General features: G+C 69.2%; 28 protein-coding genes. 10 read left to right on the forward strand and 18 right to left on the reverse strand.

Translation table 11 applies throughout. The annotated features are described in order from the left end of the window. Positions 1-11 precede the first annotated feature (11 nt). Positions 12-287, forward strand: coding sequence for a hypothetical protein (locus SK571_RS34625; RefSeq protein WP_319988325.1), 276 nt, complete (start codon positions 12-14; stop codon positions 285-287). A gap of 87 nt (positions 288-374) precedes the next feature. Beyond that, positions 375-644, forward strand: coding sequence for a hypothetical protein (locus tag SK571_RS34630; protein WP_319988326.1), 270 nt, complete (start codon positions 375-377; stop codon positions 642-644). A gap of 57 nt (positions 645-701) precedes the next feature. Here SK571_RS34630 and SK571_RS34635 read toward each other — a convergent pair whose 3' ends face one another. Further along, complete coding sequence (locus SK571_RS34635) at positions 702-1,484, reverse strand: isoprenyl transferase (RefSeq protein WP_266043093.1); 783 nt, start codon at positions 1,482-1,484, stop codon at positions 702-704. Between the two features lie 77 nt (positions 1,485-1,561). On the opposite strand from SK571_RS34635, the gene trhA reads away from it, so the two are divergent. Continuing rightward, positions 1,562-2,233, forward strand: coding sequence for a PAQR family membrane homeostasis protein TrhA (gene trhA, locus SK571_RS34640; RefSeq protein ID WP_319988327.1), 672 nt, complete (start codon positions 1,562-1,564; stop codon positions 2,231-2,233). A 9-nt stretch (positions 2,234-2,242) separates the two neighbouring features. Here the strand turns inward: trhA and SK571_RS34645 are convergent, their stop codons facing one another. Together SK571_RS34645 and SK571_RS34650 are read right to left on the reverse strand one after the other, a co-directional pair. Further along, the gene (locus SK571_RS34645) at positions 2,243-2,632 is read right to left on the reverse strand and encodes an Imm32 family immunity protein (RefSeq protein WP_319988328.1); all 390 of its coding nucleotides are present in this window, start codon (positions 2,630-2,632) and stop codon (positions 2,243-2,245) included. A 355-nt stretch (positions 2,633-2,987) separates the two neighbouring features. Continuing rightward, positions 2,988-4,382: a class II fumarate hydratase gene (locus SK571_RS34650; RefSeq protein ID WP_319988329.1), complete on the reverse strand. Its 1,395-nt coding sequence runs from the start codon at positions 4,380-4,382 to the stop codon at positions 2,988-2,990. A gap of 63 nt (positions 4,383-4,445) precedes the next feature. On the opposite strand from SK571_RS34650, the gene SK571_RS34655 reads away from it, so the two are divergent. Beyond that, positions 4,446-5,414, forward strand: coding sequence for an NAD(P)/FAD-dependent oxidoreductase (locus SK571_RS34655; RefSeq protein WP_319988330.1), 969 nt, complete (start codon positions 4,446-4,448; stop codon positions 5,412-5,414). Between the two features lie 19 nt (positions 5,415-5,433). Here SK571_RS34655 and SK571_RS34660 read toward each other — a convergent pair whose 3' ends face one another. Beyond that, complete coding sequence (locus tag SK571_RS34660) at positions 5,434-5,883, reverse strand: Lrp/AsnC family transcriptional regulator (protein ID WP_319988331.1); 450 nt, start codon at positions 5,881-5,883, stop codon at positions 5,434-5,436. Here SK571_RS34660 and SK571_RS34665 point away from each other — a divergent pair. The 3 genes from SK571_RS34665 to SK571_RS34675 are packed head-to-tail and all read left to right on the forward strand — an operon-like array spanning position 5,860 to position 8,038. Further along, positions 5,860-6,795, forward strand: coding sequence for a Glu/Leu/Phe/Val dehydrogenase dimerization domain-containing protein (locus SK571_RS34665; protein ID WP_319988332.1), 936 nt, complete (start codon positions 5,860-5,862; stop codon positions 6,793-6,795). The genes SK571_RS34660 and SK571_RS34665 overlap by 24 nt on opposite strands. A gap of 57 nt (positions 6,796-6,852) precedes the next feature. Further along, positions 6,853-7,599, forward strand: a complete 747-nt coding sequence (locus SK571_RS34670; protein ID WP_319988333.1) for a hypothetical protein — start codon at positions 6,853-6,855, stop codon at positions 7,597-7,599. A gap of 10 nt (positions 7,600-7,609) precedes the next feature. Further along, positions 7,610-8,038, forward strand: a complete 429-nt coding sequence (locus SK571_RS34675) for a hypothetical protein (RefSeq protein ID WP_319988334.1) — start codon at positions 7,610-7,612, stop codon at positions 8,036-8,038. A gap of 41 nt (positions 8,039-8,079) precedes the next feature. On the opposite strand, the gene SK571_RS34680 is transcribed toward SK571_RS34675, so the two are convergent. From SK571_RS34680 to SK571_RS34720, 9 genes are all read right to left on the reverse strand, one after another. Beyond that, positions 8,080-8,490, reverse strand: a complete 411-nt coding sequence (locus SK571_RS34680; RefSeq protein ID WP_319988335.1) for a L,D-transpeptidase — start codon at positions 8,488-8,490, stop codon at positions 8,080-8,082. Positions 8,491-8,546: 56 nt separating this feature from the next. Next, positions 8,547-8,954: a L,D-transpeptidase gene (locus SK571_RS34685; protein WP_319988336.1), complete on the reverse strand. Its 408-nt coding sequence runs from the start codon at positions 8,952-8,954 to the stop codon at positions 8,547-8,549. 9 nt (positions 8,955-8,963) lie between these two features. Next, complete coding sequence (locus SK571_RS34690) at positions 8,964-9,320, reverse strand: L,D-transpeptidase (RefSeq protein ID WP_319988337.1); 357 nt, start codon at positions 9,318-9,320, stop codon at positions 8,964-8,966. 323 nt (positions 9,321-9,643) lie between these two features. After that, a complete protein-coding gene (locus tag SK571_RS34695; RefSeq protein ID WP_319988338.1) occupies positions 9,644-10,414 on the reverse strand; it encodes a S1 family peptidase in 771 nt (256 codons plus the stop codon). Between the two features lie 130 nt (positions 10,415-10,544). Continuing rightward, positions 10,545-11,585: a class II fructose-bisphosphatase gene (gene glpX, locus SK571_RS34700; RefSeq protein ID WP_319988339.1), complete on the reverse strand. Its 1,041-nt coding sequence runs from the start codon at positions 11,583-11,585 to the stop codon at positions 10,545-10,547. Between the two features lie 67 nt (positions 11,586-11,652). After that, positions 11,653-11,886, reverse strand: a complete 234-nt coding sequence (locus SK571_RS34705; RefSeq protein WP_319988340.1) for an exodeoxyribonuclease VII small subunit — start codon at positions 11,884-11,886, stop codon at positions 11,653-11,655. Beyond that, complete coding sequence (locus SK571_RS34710; RefSeq protein ID WP_319988341.1) at positions 11,883-12,224, reverse strand: sugar ABC transporter substrate-binding protein; 342 nt, start codon at positions 12,222-12,224, stop codon at positions 11,883-11,885. The genes SK571_RS34705 and SK571_RS34710 overlap by 4 nt, the downstream gene beginning before the upstream one ends. Continuing rightward, positions 12,217-13,467, reverse strand: a complete 1,251-nt coding sequence (gene xseA, locus SK571_RS34715) for an exodeoxyribonuclease VII large subunit (RefSeq protein ID WP_319988342.1) — start codon at positions 13,465-13,467, stop codon at positions 12,217-12,219. The genes SK571_RS34710 and xseA overlap by 8 nt, the downstream gene beginning before the upstream one ends. Continuing rightward, positions 13,464-13,958, reverse strand: coding sequence for a lipid droplet-associated protein (locus SK571_RS34720; protein WP_319988343.1), 495 nt, complete (start codon positions 13,956-13,958; stop codon positions 13,464-13,466). Before SK571_RS34720 ends, xseA begins: the two co-directional genes overlap by 4 nt. A gap of 63 nt (positions 13,959-14,021) precedes the next feature. On the opposite strand from SK571_RS34720, the gene SK571_RS34725 reads away from it, so the two are divergent. Further along, positions 14,022-14,966 carry a 4-hydroxy-3-methylbut-2-enyl diphosphate reductase gene (locus SK571_RS34725; RefSeq protein ID WP_266043076.1) on the forward strand — a complete coding sequence of 315 codons (945 nt, stop codon included), beginning with the start codon at positions 14,022-14,024 and terminating at the stop codon, positions 14,964-14,966. A 281-nt stretch (positions 14,967-15,247) separates the two neighbouring features. Here the strand turns inward: SK571_RS34725 and SK571_RS34730 are convergent, their stop codons facing one another. Beyond that, on the reverse strand, positions 15,248-15,421 hold the full coding sequence (locus SK571_RS34730; RefSeq protein WP_319988344.1) for a hypothetical protein: 174 nt from the start codon (positions 15,419-15,421) through the stop codon (positions 15,248-15,250). On the opposite strand from SK571_RS34730, the gene SK571_RS34735 reads away from it, so the two are divergent. Next, the gene (locus tag SK571_RS34735) at positions 15,420-16,283 is read left to right on the forward strand and encodes an alpha/beta fold hydrolase (RefSeq protein ID WP_319988345.1); all 864 of its coding nucleotides are present in this window, start codon (positions 15,420-15,422) and stop codon (positions 16,281-16,283) included. The genes SK571_RS34730 and SK571_RS34735 overlap by 2 nt on opposite strands. Before the next feature lie 147 nt (positions 16,284-16,430). On the opposite strand, the gene SK571_RS34740 is transcribed toward SK571_RS34735, so the two are convergent. Next, positions 16,431-17,453 carry a WD40 repeat domain-containing protein gene (locus tag SK571_RS34740; protein WP_319988346.1) on the reverse strand — a complete coding sequence of 341 codons (1,023 nt, stop codon included), beginning with the start codon at positions 17,451-17,453 and terminating at the stop codon, positions 16,431-16,433. Between the two features lie 14 nt (positions 17,454-17,467). Here SK571_RS34740 and SK571_RS34745 point away from each other — a divergent pair, with 14 nt between their 5' ends. Further along, complete coding sequence (locus SK571_RS34745) at positions 17,468-17,779, forward strand: hypothetical protein (RefSeq protein ID WP_319988347.1); 312 nt, start codon at positions 17,468-17,470, stop codon at positions 17,777-17,779. Between the two features lie 52 nt (positions 17,780-17,831). On the opposite strand, the gene SK571_RS34750 is transcribed toward SK571_RS34745, so the two are convergent. From SK571_RS34750 to SK571_RS34760, 3 genes are all read right to left on the reverse strand, one after another. Then, entirely contained in the window at positions 17,832-19,709 is a 1,878-nt protein-coding gene (locus tag SK571_RS34750; RefSeq protein ID WP_319988348.1) for an nSTAND1 domain-containing NTPase, read from the reverse strand. Positions 19,710-19,831: 122 nt separating this feature from the next. Then, entirely contained in the window at positions 19,832-20,554 is a 723-nt protein-coding gene (locus SK571_RS34755) for a DUF6542 domain-containing protein (protein WP_319988349.1), read from the reverse strand. Between the two features lie 89 nt (positions 20,555-20,643). After that, positions 20,644-21,555 carry a DNA recombination protein RmuC gene (locus tag SK571_RS34760; RefSeq protein ID WP_319988350.1) on the reverse strand — a complete coding sequence of 304 codons (912 nt, stop codon included), beginning with the start codon at positions 21,553-21,555 and terminating at the stop codon, positions 20,644-20,646. Positions 21,556-21,642 lie beyond the last annotated feature (87 nt).

Here is a 21,642-nt window from a genome sequence, read left to right on the forward strand (position 1 = left end):
AGGAGAATCACATGAAGAAGGCTTGTGCCGTGGTTGCCGCTGCAGCCGCGCTGTCGCTCGCGTTCGCTCCGGCCGCCATGGCCGGCGAGGGCCACGGCCACGGTGGACACGGTTACGGACACCACTGGAAGAACGGCCCTCTGCTGGTTCTGCTCAACGGCAACAACCTCAACGGCACCATCGGCGCCTGCGGCAACAACGTCGGTGTGCTGGGCGGCGCTGTGCCGATCAACTCGCCGTCGATCACCGAGACCTGCGCCGCCGGCGGCATCGTCGACGAGGGCTGATCTCCCTTTGGTCATACGTCTGGGGGCGTCATTTCTGGCGCCCCCAGACGCTTTTTCCCCGTTTAAACCTTCATGAGGAGAAAAATCGTGCTGAAGAAGGCTGCCGCCGCTCTCGGTGTCGCTGCTGCGTTCGTCGTCATCGGTTCCCCCGCGATGGCCGCTCCCGGCCACCACTGGGTCAACGAGCCGCTGCTGATCGTCGGCAACGCCAACAACCTGAACGGTGTTGTCGGTGCGTGTGGCAACAACGTCGGTGTGCTCGGCGCGGCGGTTCCGGTGAACTCGCCGTCCATCACGGAGACCTGCGCCGCCGGTGGCATCGAGGACGGCGACGACTTCGGCCACTACCACGGCTGATCGTCATCAGGCTGAAAGGGGCGCCCACCTTCGCGGTGGGCGCCCCTTTCGCTGTTCTCAGCTCCCGTAACGGCGGTGGCGCTTGGCGTACTCGCGCATGGCCCGCAGGAAGTCGGTGCGCCGGAAACCGGGCCAGTAGGCCTCGCAGAACCAGAACTCCGAGTGCGCCGACTGCCAGAGCATGAAGCCGGAGAGCCGCTGCTCACCGGACGTGCGGATGATCAGGTCGGGGTCGGGCTGCCCGGACGTGTAGAGGTGCTCCGCGATGTGGTCGACGTCGAGCACCTCGGCGAGCTCCTCGATGGTGCCGCCGCGCTCGGCGTGCGCCTGCAGGAGCTTGCGGACGGCGTCCGCGATCTCCTGCCGCCCGCCGTACGCGACGGCGACGTTGACCTGGATGCCCGTGCGGTTCTTGGTGCGCGCCGCGGCGTTCGTGAGGCGCTCGGCGTGCTCCTTGGGCAGCATGTCGATGGCGCCGACGTGCCGGACGCGCCACGGCTTGCCGTCCCCGGCCAGCTCGTCGGTGATGTCCGCGATGATGTCGAGCAACGGAGCGAGCTCGTCGTTGTCGCGGTTGAGGTTGTCGGTGCTCAGCATCCAAAGGGTGACGACCTCCACGTCGGCGTCACCGCACCAGTCGAGCAGTTCGAGGATCTTGCGCGCGCCGGCCCTGTGGCCGTGCGCGACATCGGTGAACCCGGCTTCCCTGGCCCACCTGCGGTTGCCGTCGAGAACCACGCCGACGTGTTTGGGCGCCTGTGGCGTCGTGCTCAGCTCGCGGCGGAGAATCCACTCGTAGAGGTGGATAGCGACGTCTTTCACACGGGTGCGGAGTGCCACGTCCGAACAGCGTACGCCGTGCAAGGTTCATCACTGAGTACTGGTCGGAAACCTACGGTCGCGTAACCTAGGGACCTGTGACCACTGCGACCGTTCCTCCCCAGCCCGGACTGCGGCCGCGCCTGCGTGGATGGCTGCACTTCTGGTCGTTCATCGCCTCGGTGGCGACAGGCGCGACGTTGATCGCTCTCGCGGCGTCCACCGTGTCCGCGCGCGCTGCCCTGGCAACCTCCGTCTACGGCCTGACAGTCGTGGGCCTCTTCGGCGTTTCGGCGCTGTACCACCGCGTGACGTGGAAATCAGACCGCGTGCGCACGTGGATGAAGCGCATGGACCACTCGATGATCTTCGTGTTCATCGCCGGTACCTACACACCGTTCGCGCTGCTGGCCATGAATCCCGGCACCGGGCGCATCGTGCTCACCGTGGTGTGGATCGGCGCGATCCTCGGTGTCACGTTGAAGCTGGCCTGGCCGCACGCGCCGCGCTGGCTCGGGGTGCCCATCTACATCGCCCTCGGGTGGGTGGCCGTGTTCGTGCTGCCCGAGCTGCTGCACCACGCCGGGGTCGCTGCCCTGGTGCTGTTGCTGGTGGGCGGGGCGCTTTACACGGTGGGCGCGGTGTTCTACGCGACCCGGTGGCCCAACCCGTGGCCGCAGGTGTTCGGGTATCACGAGTTCTTCCACGCGGCGACCGTGGTGGCGGCGATCTGCCACTACATCGCGATCTGGCTCGCGATGTACTCCTGACCCGGCGTTTCAGTGGGCGAGTGCGATGACCAACGGCTCTGAGCACTCGTCCAGGTAGTCGTGCCCGGGGAAGTGGTCGATGTGCAGATGGGCCATGGCGTCCGCGTCATCTGCGTCTTCCGCGAACCCCCGCACGATCTCAGCGAGTAGAGCGAGCTGAGCCGAACCGCCTCGGACGTCCAGCTCGTCAGAACCCGCGGCACACGTCACCGCGATCGGGCCTGACGTTCGAAGGACGTTGACTCGCGACAGGCACCGACCGTAGGGCGAAGGATCGGCAACATGATCCAGATCCGCGGACCCGCGGCCGGAGATCAGCAGACCGGCCAGGCCGGTCAGTTCGGCGGCGGTACCCCGCAGTTCGATCTCGCGGGTCGGATCGTCTCGCAGGACCTGCATTCCCTCTCCTTCGTCCACGCCGAGTTCCGGAACTCCGCATTGTTCGGCTCCCGACGTACTCCGCTCACCGACACGAGCGGCACGGTGTCAAGCCTGCTCGACAAGGCCGCTGTCCTGAGCGACAAGTGGCTGACTCGTGACACCGAGTCCCGTTCGACGTCGAGGTCGCCTGCGAGGTCGTGAGCACGGGCGGCGGGCTCGTCACCGTCGTGATCCCGCTGGCCTGGGCTACCGACCTGCTCGCCGATGACCGACGACGAGGTCTCGGAGATCAGCAGCTCGCGTCACCCGTGGATGGCCGAGGAACAGGCGGCTCCGGTCGCCGAGAGGTAGGCCGGCGACCGGAACCTGGCGTTCAGCGGCCGCCGCGGGCCATGTGCAGCACGTCGAGCGCCGCGTCCAGCTGTTCCTCGGTGAGCTTGCCCGGCACGTGCCCGCGCTCCAGCACCACCTCGCGGATGGTCTTGCGCTCCTTCAACGACTGCTTGGCGATCGACGCCGCCTCCTCGTAGCCGATGTAGCGGTTCAGCGGCGTGACGATGGACGGGGACGACTCCGCGTACTCGCTCATCTGCGCCACCTGCGGTTCGGTGCCCGCCAGAACCTTGTCCGCCAAGAGCCTTGCCACGGCGGCGAGCAGGCGGGACGACTCCAGGACGTTGCGGGCGATGACCGGCAGCATCACGTTCAGCTGGAAGTTGCCCTGCGAGCCGGCGAACGCGACGGTGGCGTCGTTGCCGATGACCTGTGCGACCACCATCATCGTGGCTTCGGAGATCACCGGGTTGACCTTGCCCGGCATGATCGAGCTGCCTGGCTGGAGGTCGGGCAGCGCCAGTTCGCCGAGGCCGGTGCGGGGGCCCGAGCCCAGCCAGCGGAGGTCGTTGGCGATCTTGAACAGCGCCACGGCCGACGTGCGGAGCTGGCCGGAGATCTCGACGACGCCGTCCTGGGTGGCCTGGGCTTCGAAGTGGTCGCGGGCCTCCACCAGTGGCAGGTCGGTGGCCTTGGCCAGTTCGGCCGCCACGGCCGCGCCGAAGCCCTCGGGGGCGTTCAGGCCGCTGCCCACCGCGGTGCCGCCGATCGGCAGTTCCGCCAGGCGCGGGATGGAGGAGCGCAGGCGCTCCACGGAGTAGCGGACCTGGGCCGCCCAGGCGCCGGTTTCCTGGCCCAGGGTGATCGGGACGGCGTCCATGAGGTGCGTGCGGCCGGACTTGACCAGGTCAGCCCATTCAAGGGCGCGTGACTCCAGAACGCCCAGGAGGTGTTCGAGCGACGGGATCACGTCGGTCGCCACGGCCTCGGTGGCGGCCACGCGCAGGGTCGTCGGGAACGTGTCGTTGGACGACTGCGAGGCGTTGACGTGGTCGTTCGGGTGCACGTCGCGGCCCAGTGCGCGGGTGGCGAGGGTGGCGATGACCTCGTTGGCGTTCATGTTCGAGGACGTGCCGGAACCCGTCTGGAAGACGTCGACCGGGAAGTGGGCGTCCCACTGGCCGGCGGCCACCTCGTCGGCTGCCGCGGCGATGGCGGAGGCCACGTCCGCGTCGAGAACGCCGAGCCGGGCGTTGACCCTGGCCGCCGCTGCCTTGAGCAGGCCCAGTGCTCTGATCTGGGCGCGTTCCAGGCCTCGACCGGAAATCGGGAAGTTCTCGACCGCGCGTTGTGTTTGGGCGCGCCACAATGCGTCGATCGGCACGCGGACCTCACCCATCGTGTCGTGCTCGACGCGGTACTCCTGTTCAGACATACCTCCGAGTCTCTATCGTCGATCACAGCACTGCCACCCACCACTGGCAGAAGGGCACCACTCATGGAGCGTGACGTCGACCTCCTCATCGTGGGAGCTGGTCCCACGGGGTTGTTCGCCGCTTACTACGCAGGCTTCCGGGAAATGAACGTCGCAGTGGTCGACGCTCTGCCAGAACCGGGTGGCCAGGTCACGGCGATGTATCCGGAGAAGATGATTTTCGACGCGGCCGGGTTCCCCGCCGTGCGGGGACGTGACCTCGTCAACGGGCTGGTGGAACAGGCCGCGCAGTTCAAGCCGACCTACCTGCTCGGCCAGCAGGCACGCACCTGCGAGTCCATTGAGGACGGTCTGCGGGTCGGGCTCGCGGACGGTTCCTCCATCAACACCAAGGCCGTGCTGATCACGGCGGGCATGGGCGAGTTCAACCCGCGTCCGCTGCCCGCCGGTGACGGCTGGCTGGGGCGCGGCATGGTCCACTTCGTGCCGGTGCTGGCCGAGCACGCCGGGCAGCACGTGGTGATCGTGGGCGGTGGCGACTCGGCGTTCGACTGGGCGCTGGCGCTGCACCCGATCGCCGCGAGCGTCAAGATCGTGCACCGCAGGGCCAACTTCCGCGCGCACGCGGCCACCGTGCGGCAGGTGCGGGAGCTCGGCGTGGAGATCATCACCGACGCCGAGGTGCTGGCGTTGCGCGGCGAGCCACTGTCCGAAGTGGACGTCAAGGTCAAGGGTGGCGACGCGCGGACGTTGCCCGCGCAGACGGTCGTGGCGGCCCTCGGGTTCACCGCGGACCTCGGGCCGATCGAGTCGTGGGGGCTCGAGCTCGACCACCGCGCGGTGCTCGTCGACTCCACGATGAAGACCAAGCTCGACAGGATCTACGCGGCGGGCGACGTCGCGCAGTACCCCGGCAAGGTCAAGCTCATCGCGACCGGGTTCGGCGAGGCGGCGACCGCGGTCAACAACATCGCGGTGGCCCTCAACCCCTCGGCGCACCTGTTCCCCGGGCATTCGAGCGACGGCAGCTGACGCGTGCGCCGGGGGTCTGTCAGGCCCCCGGCAGCGGCGCCGGGTCGTGCTTCGCCAGGTGCTGGAAGATGATCGACGTGCGGAAGCCGACGATCTCCTTGCGCTGACTCAGCCTGTCGACCAGGAACGCGTGCAGCCGGTCGTTGTCCTGGGCGCTCGCGTGGATCACGAAGTCGTCACTGCCCGCCATCACGAACACCGCCGTCACCTCGGGAAGGCCCGCGGCGAACGCCTTGAACGCGTCGATCACGGTACGGCTCAGCGGGCGGACCTGCACCGACACCAGCGCCTGCACGCCCCGGTTCAGCGCGGACGGCGCGATGTCCGCGTGGTAGCCGCGGATCACGCCCCGCTCGCGCAGCAGGCGGGTGCGCTCCAGGCACGTCGACGGCGCGACGCCGACCTTGCGAGCGATGTCGCGGTTCGAACCGGCAGGCGGTCGGGGATGACCACCATGGTCGCCCTGCACTCGACCGAGGCGGGGCCGGCGGTCGGCGGGTGCCGGATGAAGCCTTACGCGCAGATCGGCGACGCCATCACGGACGTGCTGCGGCTGTCCAAGGCGATGACCCAGAAGTGCGAGGCAGCCGGGATTCCGCACGGGGGAGCCAAGAGCGTGATCGTGGCCGACCGCGAGCTCACGCCGGAACGCAGGCGCGCGGTGCTGCTCGACCACGCCGACCTGATCAACGAGTTCGGTGGTGCCTACCGCGCCGGGCCCGACGTCGGGACGGGGCCGGCCGACATGCTGGTGCTCAGGGAACTCACGCCGCACGCCTACTGCCTGCCCGAGGAGCACGGCGGCACGGGGTCGTCGAGCGGGCCCACGGCGCGGGGCGTGCTGGCGGCGTTGAAAGCGGCCGCGCGCCACACCTTCGGCACGCCGGACCTAACCGGCAGGAAGGTCGTGATCAGCGGGTTCGGGTCGGTGGGGGAGCTGATCGCGAGGGGCCTCGACGGCGCCGACATCACGGTGTCCGACCTGGACGAGAGCAGGCGGACGGACGAGTTCGGCTGGGTGCACCCGGACGAGGCGTACGAGGTCAAGGCCGACGTGCTCGTGCCGGCCGCGGTGGGCGGGGTGCTGAGCCCGGAGACGGTGGCGCGGCTCGACGTCCGGCTGGTCGTGGGGCCGGCCAACAACCAGCTCACCGACGACGGCGTGGCCGCGTTGCTGGAGGAACGCGGCATCGTGTGGGTGCCCGACCACGTGGCGAGCGCCGGAGGGGTGATCTACACGCTGGCCAGGGAGGACGACGGGGTGGACCACGAGACCGCGCTGAAGAGGGTCGACGGCATCGAGGCGACCGTCGAGAGGCTGCTCGCGCGTCAGCGAGACGACAGCAGGACGTCGGTACCCGTCGTTAACATGGGCATCTAGACGCACTGGGTTGCGCGTGTCAGGGGGACGCGCACCGAAGCAACCCCGGGGGACCTCGTGATTCACGTTTACTGGGCCGACATGGTGCCGGGCCTGCCGTGGTGGGCCGGGCCCGTCACGCGTCAGCCGCGCGCGGTGTACTGGCAGCCGCTGTCCGACCTCGTCGAGCGGCGGGTCAACGCCTCGGTCGACACGTCGGGCTGGGGTTCCGACGTGCTGGTCGAGCTGACGGTGCCGGACCTGCTGAGCCCCGACGTCGCGGTGCTGCCCGGCTTCGCCGTCGCGCAGCTCGCGTTGCCGGAGGCGCTCAACCGGTCGCGGGACGTCGAACTCGTCGTCGCGGCGCTGGAGGACGGGGTGCACGCGACGGTCGAGCGGGTCTCGCGGCGGCTCGGGGCGCCGTACGCGCGGACGAACGCCGAGCCCGTGCGCCTGGAGCACCCGTTGCGGCTGAGCGCGCTGGCCGGGCGGTTCGGTGGGACGATCGCACTCGTGGCGCCGCACTCGCGGCTGGAGGAGTTCGTGGCGACGCTGAACGCGGCCGAGGTCGAGTGGGAGGGGTACGAGGGGTGGCGGATCGTGCGGGCGAACGACGAACCCGCCGGGCGGCCCGTGTCCGATGTGGACTTCAGCGCGGTGGACGTGCCCGTGCTGCTGGACGACCTGTCCGCCGACCCCGCAACGGCCCTGGTCGTGGTCGGCAAGGAACTCGAACGGCTCACGGGGTGGTTGCCGAACGGTCTCGCCGCTCGCGTCTCGGTGATGGGACGCGATGATGGGTGCTGGTGGGCGGCTATCGGTTGAGGAGAGCGGAATGACCCGGTGGAAGACGATCGCGGTGCTCGCCGCGGTCACCGTGCTCGGGGGCTGCTCCCCGAAGCAGACCTGGGCCGCGAAACTCACGCCGACCGGGTTGCCGCAGTTCGTCGACACCGCCTGCGGTGGGCTGGGCGTCACGGACATGTGGGTGCAGGCGGGTGAGAGGGAGATCTGGCGGATCCGGTTCACCCGGCCCGCCGAGGTCCGCGAGCTCACCGTCGGGCAGAAACCCGCCGGTGCCGAGGAGAAGGTCGCCTGGCAGCAGCCGAACGGTGACGAGCCGCTGCAGCTGTCCGTGCGACACGACGACGGCGCCACGCCCGTCGTGGAGTTCACGCTCGACGGCCTGAAGGACGGCAAGGTCAGCTACGACGGCGAGTACCTCACCGCGGACGACTTCGCGAAGAAGCGCGCGGCCTGCTAGAAGGCCCGACCGGCAGCCGGTCAGGCCTTCCAACGGGCGAGTTACGGCAGAACCTGCACCTGCTCGCCGATCATCAGGTTGTCGTAGAAGACGAGCGACGCATCCATGGTCATCCGGATGCAGCCGTGGGACTGGACGGCAGTGTCACCCTGGTGGAACGCGATGCCGTCGGCGGTGAAGTACACCGCGTTCGGCATCGGGCCGTTGTAGGGGACGCTCCAGTCGTTCTTCACCTTGCGCAGCACCGAGAACGTGCCCACCGGGGTCTCGTACCCCGGTTTGCCGTGGCTGACGGTCACCGGCCCGTAGCTCGTTTTGCCGTTGAAGACCAGCCACGCCTGGTTCGTGTGCTTCTCCAGGCATGCTCCGTTGTAGACGGTGCATCCCGCCTGAGCCTGTGCGGGAACAGCGAAGCCGAGGATCAGGAGCACCGTCGCGATCAGAACTCGCATCTCGCATCACCCCTCTGTGGTGGAGTAACCACTACGGGGTGATCTCAATCATCACCTTATGGAAGTACCTGGACCCGCTCGCCGGGGAACAGGTTGTCGTAGAAGACCTCGGAGTCGGCCCAGGTGAGGCGCACGCAGCCGTGCGACTGGGTGTTCAGGTCGCCCTGGTGGAACGCGACGCCGTCGGTGGTGAAGTAGACGGCGTTGGGCATCGGGCCGTTGTAGGGGACGCTCCAGTCGTTCTTCACCTTGCGCAGCACCGGGAAGTTGCCGACGGGTGTGCCGAAGCCGGGCTTGCCGTGGCTGATCCGGACCGGGCCGTAGCTCGTCACGCCGTTGGTGACGAGCCACGCCAGGTTCGTGTGCTTCTGGACGCACGCTCCGTTGTGGATGGTGCAGCCGGAAGCCTGTGCGGGCAACGCGAAGCTAAGCAGGAACAGGGCCGTGACGGCCAGGGCTCTCATGGTTGATGATCATGAGACCACCTGGACGGTGTCGCCAATCGAAAGGTTGTTGAAGTAGTACTTGGCCGACGGCGGGTCCAGGTGGATGCAGCCGTGCGACGGCACGGTCAGCGAACCCTCGTGGAACGCGATGCCGCTTTCGGTGAAGTACGTCGACCACGGCATCGCCGCGTTGTACGGCCGGCTCCACTCGTCCTTCACCTTGCGCAGCACCGGGAAGTTGCCGAGCGGCGTCTCGAAGCCCTTGCGGCCGTGGGTGATCGGCGTCGGGCCGTAGACGATCTTGTCGCCCCGGACCACCCACGTCTGGTTCGTGGAGAGCTGGATGCACGCGCCGTCGCTGATGGTGCACGGCGTCGGCTTCACGACGGGAGGAGGCGGCGGCGGGGCAGGCGTCGACGAGGGCGTGGAGGGCGGTGCCTCGGAAGAAGGCGCCGCAGACGCCGAAGAAGACGACGAATGCGGTGGCGCCGCGGGAGTCTCGGCCCTCACGGCCCCCTGCGCGCATCCCGCCACTGACACCAACGCGACCGCCACGAGCAGCATCCGCATCGCGTACCCCCTGGTTGTTCCATCCCTTGCCGAAGTAGACGACGGGAGGTGTGCCCAGGTTGCAACGCGAAGGTCCGCCTCCCGTAACGGTTGGGAGACGGACCTTCGGAATGCGTTTACCGATCTACCGGGTCAGTTCACACGGTGCCGGCGTACTGGCTGATCCACGAGCGGTAGTACGGGACGTCCACGTAGATCGACGGAGCGGTCGCGCAGGTCGCGCCGCCACCGGAGCGGCTGGTCGCGCCGATGAGCTCCCAGCGGCCGTTCACGGACTTCACCTGCGGGCCACCCGAGTCGCCGTAGCAGGCGCCCTTGTTGCCACCGGTGTTGTTGGTGCAGATCTCCGAAGCGGCGCTGATGCCGGCGCAACGGCTGTCCGTCACGATCGAGGTGTTGAGCTCCTGCAGGGTGATCGGAGCGGAGCCGCAGCCGCGGGTCGGGCAGGTCTGGCCCCAGCCGATGATGCGGGTGGCGGTGCCGACCGGGCCGGACGTGGCCGACACGGCCGCGGGGGCCTGGCTCACCGAGGTGTTGAGCTGCACCAGCGCCAGGTCGGCGGACGGGTGGTTGATGATCCGGGACGCGCCGGTGGTGGTGCCGCCGCTGGTGCGGTTGGTCGTGCCGATCCGGGTGCGGATCGAGGCCGCGGACGAGCCCTGGACGCAGTGCTTCGCCGTCACGACCCAGTTGGCCTTGATCAGCGTGCCGCCGCAGAAGTGGCTGCCGGAGGTGCTCTGCAGGGAGACCATCCAGGAGTAGACCTGCGTGGCGTTGGTGCCGCCGACGATCATCGGCGAGACCTCGCCGTCAGCGGTGGGAGCCGGAGCCGCGGTGGCCGCGGTGACCGAGGCGAGCAGAGCGCCCGCGGCCACGACGACTGCGGAGAACAACGAACGTGCCCTCATCGTTGAGTTCCTTTCCTGAACCCGGCGCAGGGTTGCCGGGGTCAGGTCGGAAACTAAGGACGAAAGTGACTCCGTCACTAGGGTCACTCGGAGGGTGACTGTCCGTTGACGGTTCACAGATTCACAGCGACTACGGCAGCGGCTGCTGCACGTCCTCCGGCAGGTCGAAGTCCACCGAGGCGTATTCGCGCAGCTTGTGCAGGCTGTGGAAGCCGTCGATCATGCGCACGGTGCCGGACTTGGACCGCATGACGATCGACTGGGTCGTGCAGCCGCCCGCGCGGTAGTGCACGCCGCGCAGGAGGTCGCCGTCGGTCACGCCCGTGGCGCAGAAGAAGACGTTGTCGCCACTGACGAGATCGTTCGTGGTGAGCACGCGGGACAGGTCGTGGCCCGCGCCGATCGCCTTCTCGCGCTCCTCGTCGTCCTTCGGCCACAACCGGCCCTGGATGGCGCCACCGACGCACTTGAGGGCCGCCGCGGCGATGATGCCCTCGGGGGTGCCGCCGATGCCGACGAGCATGTCCACGCCCGATGTGGGGCGCGCGGCCGCGATCGCACCGGCCACGTCACCGTCGGAGATGAAGTGGATGCGGGCGCCGGCCTGACGAACCTCGTGCACGATCTTCTCGTGCCGGGGCCGGTCGAGGATGCAGACGTTCACGTCGGACACGTCGCTGTGCTTGGCCTTCGCGACGCGGCGGATGTTCTCCGCGAGCGGCGCGGTGATGTCGATGACGTCGGCCGCCTCCGGGCCCACGGCGAGCTTCTCCATGTAGAACACGGCGGACGGGTCGAACATCGCCCCGCGCTCGGCCACCGCCAGCACGGCCAGCGCGTTCGGCATGCCCTTGGCCATCAGCGTGGTGCCGTCGATCGGGTCGACCGCGACGTCGCAGTCGGGGCCCTCGCCGTTGCCCACTTCCTCACCGTTGAACAGCATGGGCGCCTCGTCCTTCTCGCCCTCGCCGATCACCACGACGCCTCTCATCGAGACGGTGTGGATGAGCTTGCGCATCGCGTCGACGGCCGCGCCGTCACCGCCGTTCTTGTCGCCGCGTCCCACCCACCGGCCCGCGGCCATCGCCGCTGCCTCGGTGACGCGCACGAGCTCCAATGCCAGGTTCCGGTCGGGGGCTTCGCGACGTCGTTCCGCGGGGGTGTTCACCATTGCGCGCCTCCATGCGACTACTCAGCGTGCCGGATTTTGTGATCGGCAGCTGAATCCTTGCACGGGATCACGCGTCCGAAACGTCCTCCTCGACCACAGCGAGAGCTGCATCGATTCGCTCGCGCGCACCGGCGAGATGCTGCTCACACGTCTTGGCGAGAGCCTCACCGCGTTCCCACAGCGCCAGTGAGTCCTCCAGCGACAGGCCACCGGCCTCCAGCTTGCGGACCACGTCGACCAGTTCGTCGCGGGCGGCTTCGTAACCCGGTGAAGTGTCGTTCTGAGTGGTTTCCGAACTCACGCGGATTGGCTCCTCAAACGGCTCAGCACGGTAGCGACGGCCAGGTCGTAGCCGACCAGGGCCTCCGCGAACTCCTCGCCGTCACCTTCTCGCACCGCCTCGTCGATGAGCGCCTCGGCCTCCGCGACGCGCCGGTACTGCACGGTGCCGGCGGTGGCCTCGCTCAGGTCGTGCAACGTCAGGATCAGCGTGCGGCGGCCCGTGGTGTCGCAATCGCCCACCATGGCCGTCCAGCAGTCCGCTGCGGCGCGGTTCGCCGCCTCCGCCTTCGTCCGCAGGCCCGAGCCGCAGGAACCGGCCGCCTCCATGGTGAGGGGCAGGAACACGGCATCACGCATCATCGGTACCTCCCCCTTCCCGGTCGGTTTCCGGACCGCTGACCACGGCCCGCACTGCTCCGTCAACGACGCGTACCCGCAGCTGTGTTCCGCTCGGCGCATCCGAGACAGAACGCAGCACGCCATCGGGTCCGTCAGGTGTGACGAGTTGCACAACGGCGTATCCGCGGGCCAGCGTGGCGGCTGGTCCGAGGGTCGTCAAGCGCGCTTTCGTCCCGGAGAGGTGGACGTCTTCCCGATCGAGTCGTTGCGTGACGGCCCGGCGACCTTGGTCGCGAAAACGCTTCACTTCCTCGGAACGGCGCTCCAGCGGGCCGTAAGGGTCCGAAAGTACTGGTCTGGAGCGCAACGAGTCGAGCAGTTTGCGTTCCCGGTCGACCCAGCCGTGCAGCGCGCGGCGGCCCCGGTCGCGCATCTGCCGGACGCGTTCACTCTCTTCAGCGACATCGGGAACCACCCGTTTGCCAGCGTCGGTCGGCGTCGAACAACGCACGTCAGCGACGTGGTCGAGCAGCGGGGTGTCCGGTTCGTGGCCGATCGCCGACATGACCGGCGTGCGGCACGAGGAGACCGCGCGGCACAGCGCCTCGTCGGAGAACGGCAGCAGGTCCTCCACGCTGCCGCCGCCGCGGGCGATGATGATCACATCGCACTCGGGGTCGCGTTCCAGAGTGGACAGTGCGGTCATCACCTGCGTGACGGCGGTCGGGCCCTGCACGGCGACGTTGACGACGCGGAAGTGCGCGCCGGGCCAACGGTTTCGCGCGTTGGTGAGCACGTCGCGCTCCGCCGCCGACGCCCGGCCCGTGATGAGGCCGATCTTGTTCGGCAGGAACGGGGGGCGGCGCTTGCGGCGCGGGTCGAACAGGCCCTCGGCGTGCAGCAGCTTGCGCAGCCGTTCCATCCGCGCCAGCAACTCGCCGATGCCGACGGCGCGGATGTCGTCCGCCCTGAGGCTGAGCGTGCCGCGGTTCGGGTAGAAGCTGATCCTCCCGTGCGCGATGACCCTGCTGCCCTCGGTGAGCTGCAGCTCGCGGATCATCGAGGCGTTGCAGGTGATCGACATGGACATGTCGACGCTCGGGTCGCGCAACGTCAGGAACGCCGTGGAGCTTCGCGCGTTGAGCTGCGTGACCTGACCCTCGACCCACACCTCGCCGAGCCGGTTGATCCAGTCGAGCAGCTTGCGGGCGACCGTCCGCACCGGCCACGGGTTCTCCGGCGTGGATTTCGCTTCACTCACGACTGCGATTTCACCGTCGCGATCCGGCGATTGAGCATCCCCACGAACTCCGGCCGCGACTCGTGGGCCTTCTCGTAGCGCAGCAACTCGTCGAGCTGCTCGGCGTCGAGGTTGCGCAGACGGGCGCGTAGCTGGGCGATCGACAGCTCGTCGTACATCGGGAGGAACTCCGGCACCTCGGCGATCGCGCGCACTTCCTCCTCCCACGGGTCGTCCGCGGGAGTTTCCTGAGAAGTCGTGACGGGCGTCTCCTCCTCGTCGAAGGTCGCCCACTCCGGTTCCTCTTCCACCGGCCGCAGTCCGGAGAGGACGTCGTCGCCCTTGATGGCGAGTTCGGTCACATGCTGCTGCACGCGCATGGACAACTGCATCGCCTCGCTGACCACCGTCAACGGGAGTCCGGCGAGCTGCTGGGGCAGCTTGCGGGCCTGTTCGAGGGCGGTCACCGCTAGCCCAGCGGCGATGCGGACACCCAGTGGCAGTGGCTTCATGCGTACTAGCCTGCCGCAACCGCGTCTGAAATGCCTAGGACCGGGCCTGGGTACCCTGGGGTCATGCCCAAGCGAGTCCTGTTGGCGAAGCCGCGTGGTTACTGCGCGGGGGTTGATCGTGCCGTGGAGACGGTCGAGCTCGCCCTCGAGAAGTACGGCGCTCCCGTCTACGTGCGCAAGGAGATCGTCCACAACAAGTACGTCGTGGAGACGCTGTCCGACCGCGGTGCCATCTTCGTCAACGAGACGGACGAGGTTCCTGAGGGCGCACTCGTCGTGTTCTCAGCGCACGGCGTGTCGCCCGCCGTGCACGCGGAGGCCGAGCAGCGCTCGTTGCGGACGATCGACGCCACCTGCCCGCTCGTGACGAAGGTCCACAAAGAAGCGGTGCGGTTCGCCAAGGAGGACTACGACATCCTCCTGATCGGCCACGAGGGCCACGAGGAGGTCGAGGGCACCGCCGGTGAGGCGCCGGACCACGTCCAGCTCGTCGACACCGCCGAGGACGCCGCGACCGTCGAGGTGCGCGACCCGTCCAAGGTGATCTGGCTGTCGCAGACGACGCTCTCGGTCGACGAGACCATGGTGCGCGTCCGCCAGCTCAAGGACCGCTTCCCGGATCTGCAGGACCCGCCGTCCGACGACATCTGCTACGCCACCTCGAACCGCCAGACCGCGGTGAAGACGATGGCGCCGTCGTGCGACCTGGTGCTCGTCGTGGGCTCGAAGAACTCCTCCAACTCGGTCCGGCTGGTCGAGGTCGCGCTGCAGCACGGCGCCAAGGCCTCCTACCTGATCGACTACGCCAAGGAGGTCGACCTGGCGTGGCTCGAGGGTGTCGAGACCGTCGGCGTCACGTCGGGCGCGTCGGTGCCGGACCTGCTGGTGATGGAGCTGCTGAAGTTCCTCGAGTCCCACGGCTACGGCGAGGTCGAGGAGATCACCACGGCGAACGAGCGCATCACGTTCTCGCTGCCTCGTGAGCTCCGCAAGGACCTGGTCCGCTAAGCCAGCCGCGCCCGAAATCCGCGATAGAAGTCCTGCCTCGCCACTGCTGGCACGCGGGGGCCTTGCGTGCGCTCACAGCGTACGTAGGTTCCCCGCGTGCACTGGGCAACGGCGTGGCGAGGCTCGACACGCCGCGCGGCGTGTCGAGCGACTTAGCCCGCGAACTTCCGGCGCGGCACACCAGTCTCAAGGCGTGTAGTCAACGGGTGAGCCCTGGGCGCCCGCGAGTCCTACCGGCACGCTCTCTCGCCGTCCGCTGATCGGGACATGCGCTCTGTCGATTAACTGGTGCGACTGGATACGGACACGCCTGTTATGGTCGTCGCCATGTGTTCCGTCATCCACAACTGGCAGGCGATCCGCACCCGGTCGACGTTCTGACCTTGGTGCCGGCTCTGGTCGGTACCAGGTCCCGCGTCCACCGTTCGCCTCAGGATGACGAGGATCTTCACCATGCGCACACCTTCGCGCACCACTTTCGTATTTGTTCACGGCGCTTCCAGCAACGCCCGGGCCTGGGGCCCGTTGCAGAACGAACTGGCACTGCTCGGGTTCCGTTCGCACGCGGTCGACCTTCCCGGCCACGGCGACCGTGCCGACAGCCCCGCAGCCTACTACCGGCAACCCCAGGACGTCGCGGCACTGGCCGCAGCGCCGTCTCCACTGCGCCGCATCACGTTGCAGGACAACGTGACGCACGTGGTGGACACGCTGCGTCGGCTCGCCGAGTGGGGTCCGGTGGTCCTGGTCGGCAACAGTTTCGGCGGTCTGACGATCAGCGCCGTCGCCAACGCCGCACCGGACTTGCTCGACCGTGTCGTCTACCTCTCCGCGCTGTGCCTGAGCGACCAGGCCATGCTCACCGAGCCGTGGGACGTGGAAGACGACAACCTGCTGGACGCAGCGGCGGCGCGGATCGCCGTGCCGGACGTGCGTGATGCCGGTGTGGCCCGGCTGAACTACCGAAGTGCCCACGCCGACCCGGCGGTGTTCGCTGAGTTGAAGACCGCGATCATGGCCGACGGCACCGACCACCAGTTCCGGCTGCTGCTGGACTCCCTGGACCCGGACGAGAACTACTCGATGCTGGAGCCGGCGGCGCTGGTCCGGGTCGATGGATGGGGACGTGTCCCGCACACCTACGTCCGCCTCTCCGAGGACCGCAGCATCACTCCGGCCGTCCAGGACTACATGATCGGCAAAGCGGATGCGCTGACCCCGCACAACCCCTTCCAGGTACACACCCTGGCCGCCTCGCACGTCGGCTACTTCAGCCGGCCGCAGGTCTTCGCCGAGCTGTTGACCAGCCTCGTCTGAGACCTTCCGGGGTGCCCCGCGCCGCAGACTTCGGCGACGGGGCACCCTGGGAGTCACCTCAGCCGTTCGTGCTTCTGCGGCCCGTCATTGAACCCAGGCCAGGCGACCGATTCGACGTGACGACCGCCTGACTACACAGCCTTGCCGCTAGTCCAGGCCCGCCAAGGCCTTTCGGGCGTCGAGCGGCCAGACGGTCATCGCGTCCGCGCCCGCGGACACCACAGCGGTGCCGTCCGGCCGCCACGCCAGGGGCGTGATCGGCTGGGTGTGGCCGTCCAACGTCGCCCACAGCGCTCTGCCGCCGACGTCCCACACGATCACGTCGCTGTCCCTGCCGCCGCTCGCGAGGCGTGACGAGTCGGGGCTGAACTCCAGTGCCGTCACTGCCTGGGTGTGCCCGCGCAACTCGCCGATCCGTTGCCACGTCGTGGTGTCCCACAACGCGATCACGCCGTTGTCGTCGCCGGTCGCGAGCAGCTTGCGGTCCGGTGAGAGCACCATCGCGCGCACCGGGCGGTCGTGCTCGGTGCGCAGCGCGAACTGGTTCCACGTCGAGATGTCGAGCACGCTCACACCGCCGTCCTCACGGCCGAGCACGATTTCCCGGTCGGACCGGCCGAAGACCGCGGACGAGCGTTGACCCCAGGGCAGTCCGCCGATGAGCGTCGGCCGCGCGCCGTCGCCGACCGGCCACACGCCGTCGGGGACCTCGCCGCCGACCGCGAGCACCGAGCGACCGTCGAACTCCAGGGCCACCGGGCGGCGACCCTGCTCGGAGAAGCCGAGCGTGGACAGGTTCGCGACCGGCCTGCCCGTCTCCACCTCCCGCACCGAGAGCGGCCCGCTCGTCACGACGAACTTGCGGTCGGGGCTGAACTGGCCGGCCCAGCCCTGGACGGCACCCGTCTCCACCTGGTGGACCGTGCGCAGGATGCTGTCCCGGCGCTCGATCACACCGGAGGAGTCGAGCGTGAGCACGCTCCCGTCCGCGTCGACCGTCAGGGCACGCACCGTCTGATCGGCCGGCCTGGGGATGCTGCCGGGCGGCCAGAACCTGATCGCGCCGCGGGTGAGGATGGCGAGGGAGCCGTCGGGGGCGAACCTTGTGCTGTACACCGCTTCGCCGACCGCGAGCGTGGCGAGGAGGGTGCTGCGCGCTACATCCCACATGTGCGCCGGTCGTGATGTCCCTGATCTGGACGAGGCCGTCCGCAGTGGCCAACGCGGCCGACCCGCCGTCCGGCATGAGGACGATCCGCTGGACGGTCCCGGTGCCGATCGTGAAACCGCCGGTCCGCTGCCGCGTGCCGAGGTCCCACACCTCGACCGAGCCACTGGTGGCGAGCGCGAGCGTCCGGTCGCCCTCGAAGGCGAACGCACCCGTGATCTGGCCCACGGGCAGCTCGAACCGCTTCTGGCGGGTCGCGAGGTCGTACATCGCGCCGCCGACGAGGAGCGAGCGGCCGTCCTCCGCGAACGCGACGCCCACCGACTGAGCGGTCTGCGTCAGCACCACCGGCTCGGCGTCCGGGCTGGACCGCACGGTGATCAGTCCGTTGCCCTCGGACACGGCCATGCGGCCGTCCTCGGCGATGTCCCAGCCGAACACGTAGCTGGAGCTGTCACCGATCCGGACCTGCCGGGTGTGGCCCAGGCTCGCGGCGTCGTAGAGGTCGAGGCCGTGGGGCCCATCAGCGCGATCTTCTCGCCGACGAACCCCATGCTCCACGCGCCGTTGTGCTTCAGCACGCGGCCCAGGCCGGCGCCGTCCGCGGTGATCTCACGGCCGCGCGAGGCGGCGGCGACCGCGCTGAGCACCCGGCCACGGGCCTTGACGGTCGGATACGTGCGGTACGCCTCTGCGGCCGTCCGCGCGGCACGCTCGGGGTCGCTTCCCGCGAGAGCCTCGGACGTCTCGGCCAGCTCCTGCGACCTGCGCACGAGTTCGAGGCGGTCGACCTCGCGGCGTTGCTGCACGGCGACGACCGCGGTCGCCGAGGTGGCCAGCAGCAGGGCGGACAGCCCCGCGGCGACCCAGCGCAGGCGGCGGGAGCGGCGGCGTTCGAGGGTCCTGGAGGCGCCGATGAACTCGCGTTCGGTGCCGGTCAGCTCCGGCCGGGCGCGGGTGAGCCACTCGGTCGTCTCCGCGAGCCTGGTGGCCCGGTAGAGCGAGCCGGCGTCGCGGCCCAGCTCCTGCCACGTGCGGGCGGCGTCGGTGAGCCTGCGGTGCGTGCGGAGGCCCTCGTGGTCCTCGTCGAGCCACGCCCGCAGCCGCGGCCAGGCCTGGAACAGCGCCTCGTGGGTGACCGCGACGGTGTGCTCGTCGACGGTGATCAGCCGGGTGTCGGCGAGGACGTCCAGCACCTCCTCGCCGACGACGTCCTGACGCGGGACGAGACGTCTCGTCCCGTCGGCGCCGAGCCGGAGCAGGAGGTGCTTGGCGAGGCGCTGCTGCTCGTCGTCCAGCGTGGCGAACGCGGCCTCGGCGCTCTGCGCCAGCGCGCCCTGGATGCCTCCCGCGGCCTGGTAACCGCTGAGCGTGAGGGTGTTGCCACGCCTGCGGTGCCACGTTTCGAGCAGCGCGTGCGACACGAGGGGGAGCACGCCGCTGCGACCCGCAGCCTCGGCCACGAGAGTGGTCAACAGGGCTGTTTCGACCGTGCAACCGACAGACGCGGCCGGCTGGGTGATCGCGCGACGCAGCTCGTCCGGCGTCATCGTGCCGAGGAGCACCTGTGCGTCCGTGAGCGCTTCCGCGAGCTTCGGGTACTGAGCGCACTGCGGGTAGAAGTCGGACCTCACGGCGATGACCCGCCGGCAGTCGGCGGCCAGCAGCGCGTCGAGGAACGCCGTCCGCTGCACCTCGTCCTCGCAGAGCGTGAAGAGCTCCTCGAACTGGTCGACGACCAGCAGGTCCGGACCGTGCGCGAGGGCGTCGGCGAGGGCCGCGTCCGGGTCGGGGCCGGGCGTGCACACCACCGCGTCCGGGAACTTCGCCGCGATGCCCGCCTTGAGCAGCGACGACTTGCCCTCGCCGGAAGCGCCGAACACCGCGAGGAACGGCTGCCGCTGGAGCCTGTCGAGCAACGTGTGCGTGAGCGCCTCACGGCCGAAGAAGCGGTCGGCGTCCAGGGCCGTGAACGGGTTGAGGCTGACGCACGGCGAAGGCCCGTCGCTGACCTTGCTCTGCGCCATCACGACGGCGAGGTCGTGCCACCGCCGTTCCCACGCGGCCTCGTCGCCGTGGCACGCGCGGACGTACGCGAGCGTGGCGTCGAGACCCGGCAGCTTCCGGCCGCCCGCCGCGTCGGACAGCGTGCTCGCCGAGAAGTGCGCGCGCCGGGACAGCTCCCCGGTAGCTCGGTTTCCCCGCGTTGGTGCGCAGCTGCCGCAAGTCCGCGGCGAACCGCAGCAGCGGGCTGTCACCCTCGTCCAGTGGACGTTCTCCCCTGGGCATCGAACTCATGCCGGCAGAGTGCGTGCTGGTCAGGGGGTTGTTGTCCGTGATCCGTCGTACGACGTTCTAGGGGGCGATCGCGAACAACGATCTAGCGGTCGTCGCGCGGCGGACGGGGCTTGCGCTGGCCCGCGGGACGTTCGGCCCGGGCACCTTCCGGGCGCGGACGGCGGGCCGGAGCGCCCTCGGGACGCGGGCGGCGGGCCGGGGTGCCCTCGGCGCGTTCCGGGCGGGGACGGCGCGGACGCTCGTCCTCCTCGGGCTCCTCGCGGGGCCTGCGGACGGGCTTGGAGCGTTCCTTGATCTCCGCCTTGGCCTCGCGGACCTCGTCCTTGGTCGGCCGGTTCGGGTTCTTCTGCAGCACGATCCGCAGGATGCCCAGGCCGACGGTGACGGCGGTGGTGAGCGCCATGACCGGGAAGCTGTCGATCAGCGGCTTGCCCAGGCCGAGCGCCATGGCGGACAGCCCGCCCTTGTTGGGCTCGCCGGTGAGCAGCACGAGCGTGGGCACCGTGGCGGCGAGGACCAACGGCGGCTGCACCATCGGCCCGAACAGGCTGCGGCGCTGCACGAGCAGGATCGCGGCCAGCGCACCGACGAAGAACACGACGTAGAACGTCCAGCCGACGGTCTTGCTGGAGTTGATGTCGATGAACGCCCCGATGAACGCCGGGATCAGGGCAGCGAGGATCGCCGCCCACCACGGGATGCCCTTGAACTCCCCGAAGATGGCCCGGTAGTTCCACGGAACCGCGTCGTAGTCTTCGACGTCGTCGTCATCGAAAGCTGCTGAACGCTCGCGCAACTCACTCACGACGCACACGGTAGCCGTTCGGCCATTCGGTGTTCGTCAGTCCGCTGCTTTCTCACCCAGAAGCAACCTGCGGGCACACTGCGTGCGTTTTAAGCGGACTGTTCGTCCGCCCTTCGGACGAGCGGCAGGGGCGTAGGAGTGGCGGAGGCGTCCGTCAGCGGCTCCACGCTCGCCCGGAAGCCCTCCAGGGCGTCGAGCTCCCTGCGCCTGGCGCTCAGGAACCGCTGCAGGTGGGTGGTGGAGAGGTTGACGGCCTCGATGGCGGTGTCGGCGGCCCGGTTCGCGCGGCCGGCCTGCAGCCTGACCTGCTCGACGTCGTCGGCCAGCGCGCGTTCCGTGACCGCGAACATCGCGCTCGACGCGATCACGGCGAACCCGGTCGGCCCGCACAGGAAGACGCGGCGGTCGAGCAGCCAGCGCAGCAGTTCGGGATCGGTGTCCAGCGCCGCGACGACCGCGCCGTCGTTGGGGACGAACATGATCGTGCCGTAGATGGCGTCGGCCCAGCGCTGGTAGCCCTTGCCGGCCAGTTCGGCGGCGCGGGAGCGGATGTTGCGGACGTGCACCCGCAGCGCGTCCTGGCGTTCCTGCGGATCGTCCGTCTCGACGGCCTCGGCCCAGGTGGCCATGGACATCTTCGAGTCGACCGGGACCGCGCGGCCGCCGCCGACGTTCAGCACCATGTCGGGCCGGACCGAGCCACCGCCTGCCACGTCCGTCTGGAGCGTGTAGTGGAGGTTTTCCCTCAGGCCGAGTGCGCGCGCTGTTTCGACGAGCACCTGTTCGCCCAGTTCACCGCGTCCGCTGACGCTGGAGAACGCCACTTCGTAGCGTTGCAGGGCTTGCTGCTGGGCGTCGTAGCGCGCGCGTTCCGAGCCGATGGCCTGGAGCGCTTCGTCGGTGCGCCGGACGCTGTCCTGGTAGAGCCGGTACACGAACACCAGCGCCCCGGCGCACACGAGCGCCAGGACGAGCGAGGCGGTGATGATCACTGCGGTCACGGCACCGATGATGCTCCCCCAGAGATGTTGAACTCGATCGGGTGACACGCCGGGAACCCTCCCGGAGATTTGTCGGACCCCGTCTCT

The organism is Lentzea kristufekii, assembly GCF_033949925.1.
GTDB lineage: Bacteria > Actinomycetota > Actinomycetes > Mycobacteriales > Pseudonocardiaceae > Lentzea > Lentzea kristufekii.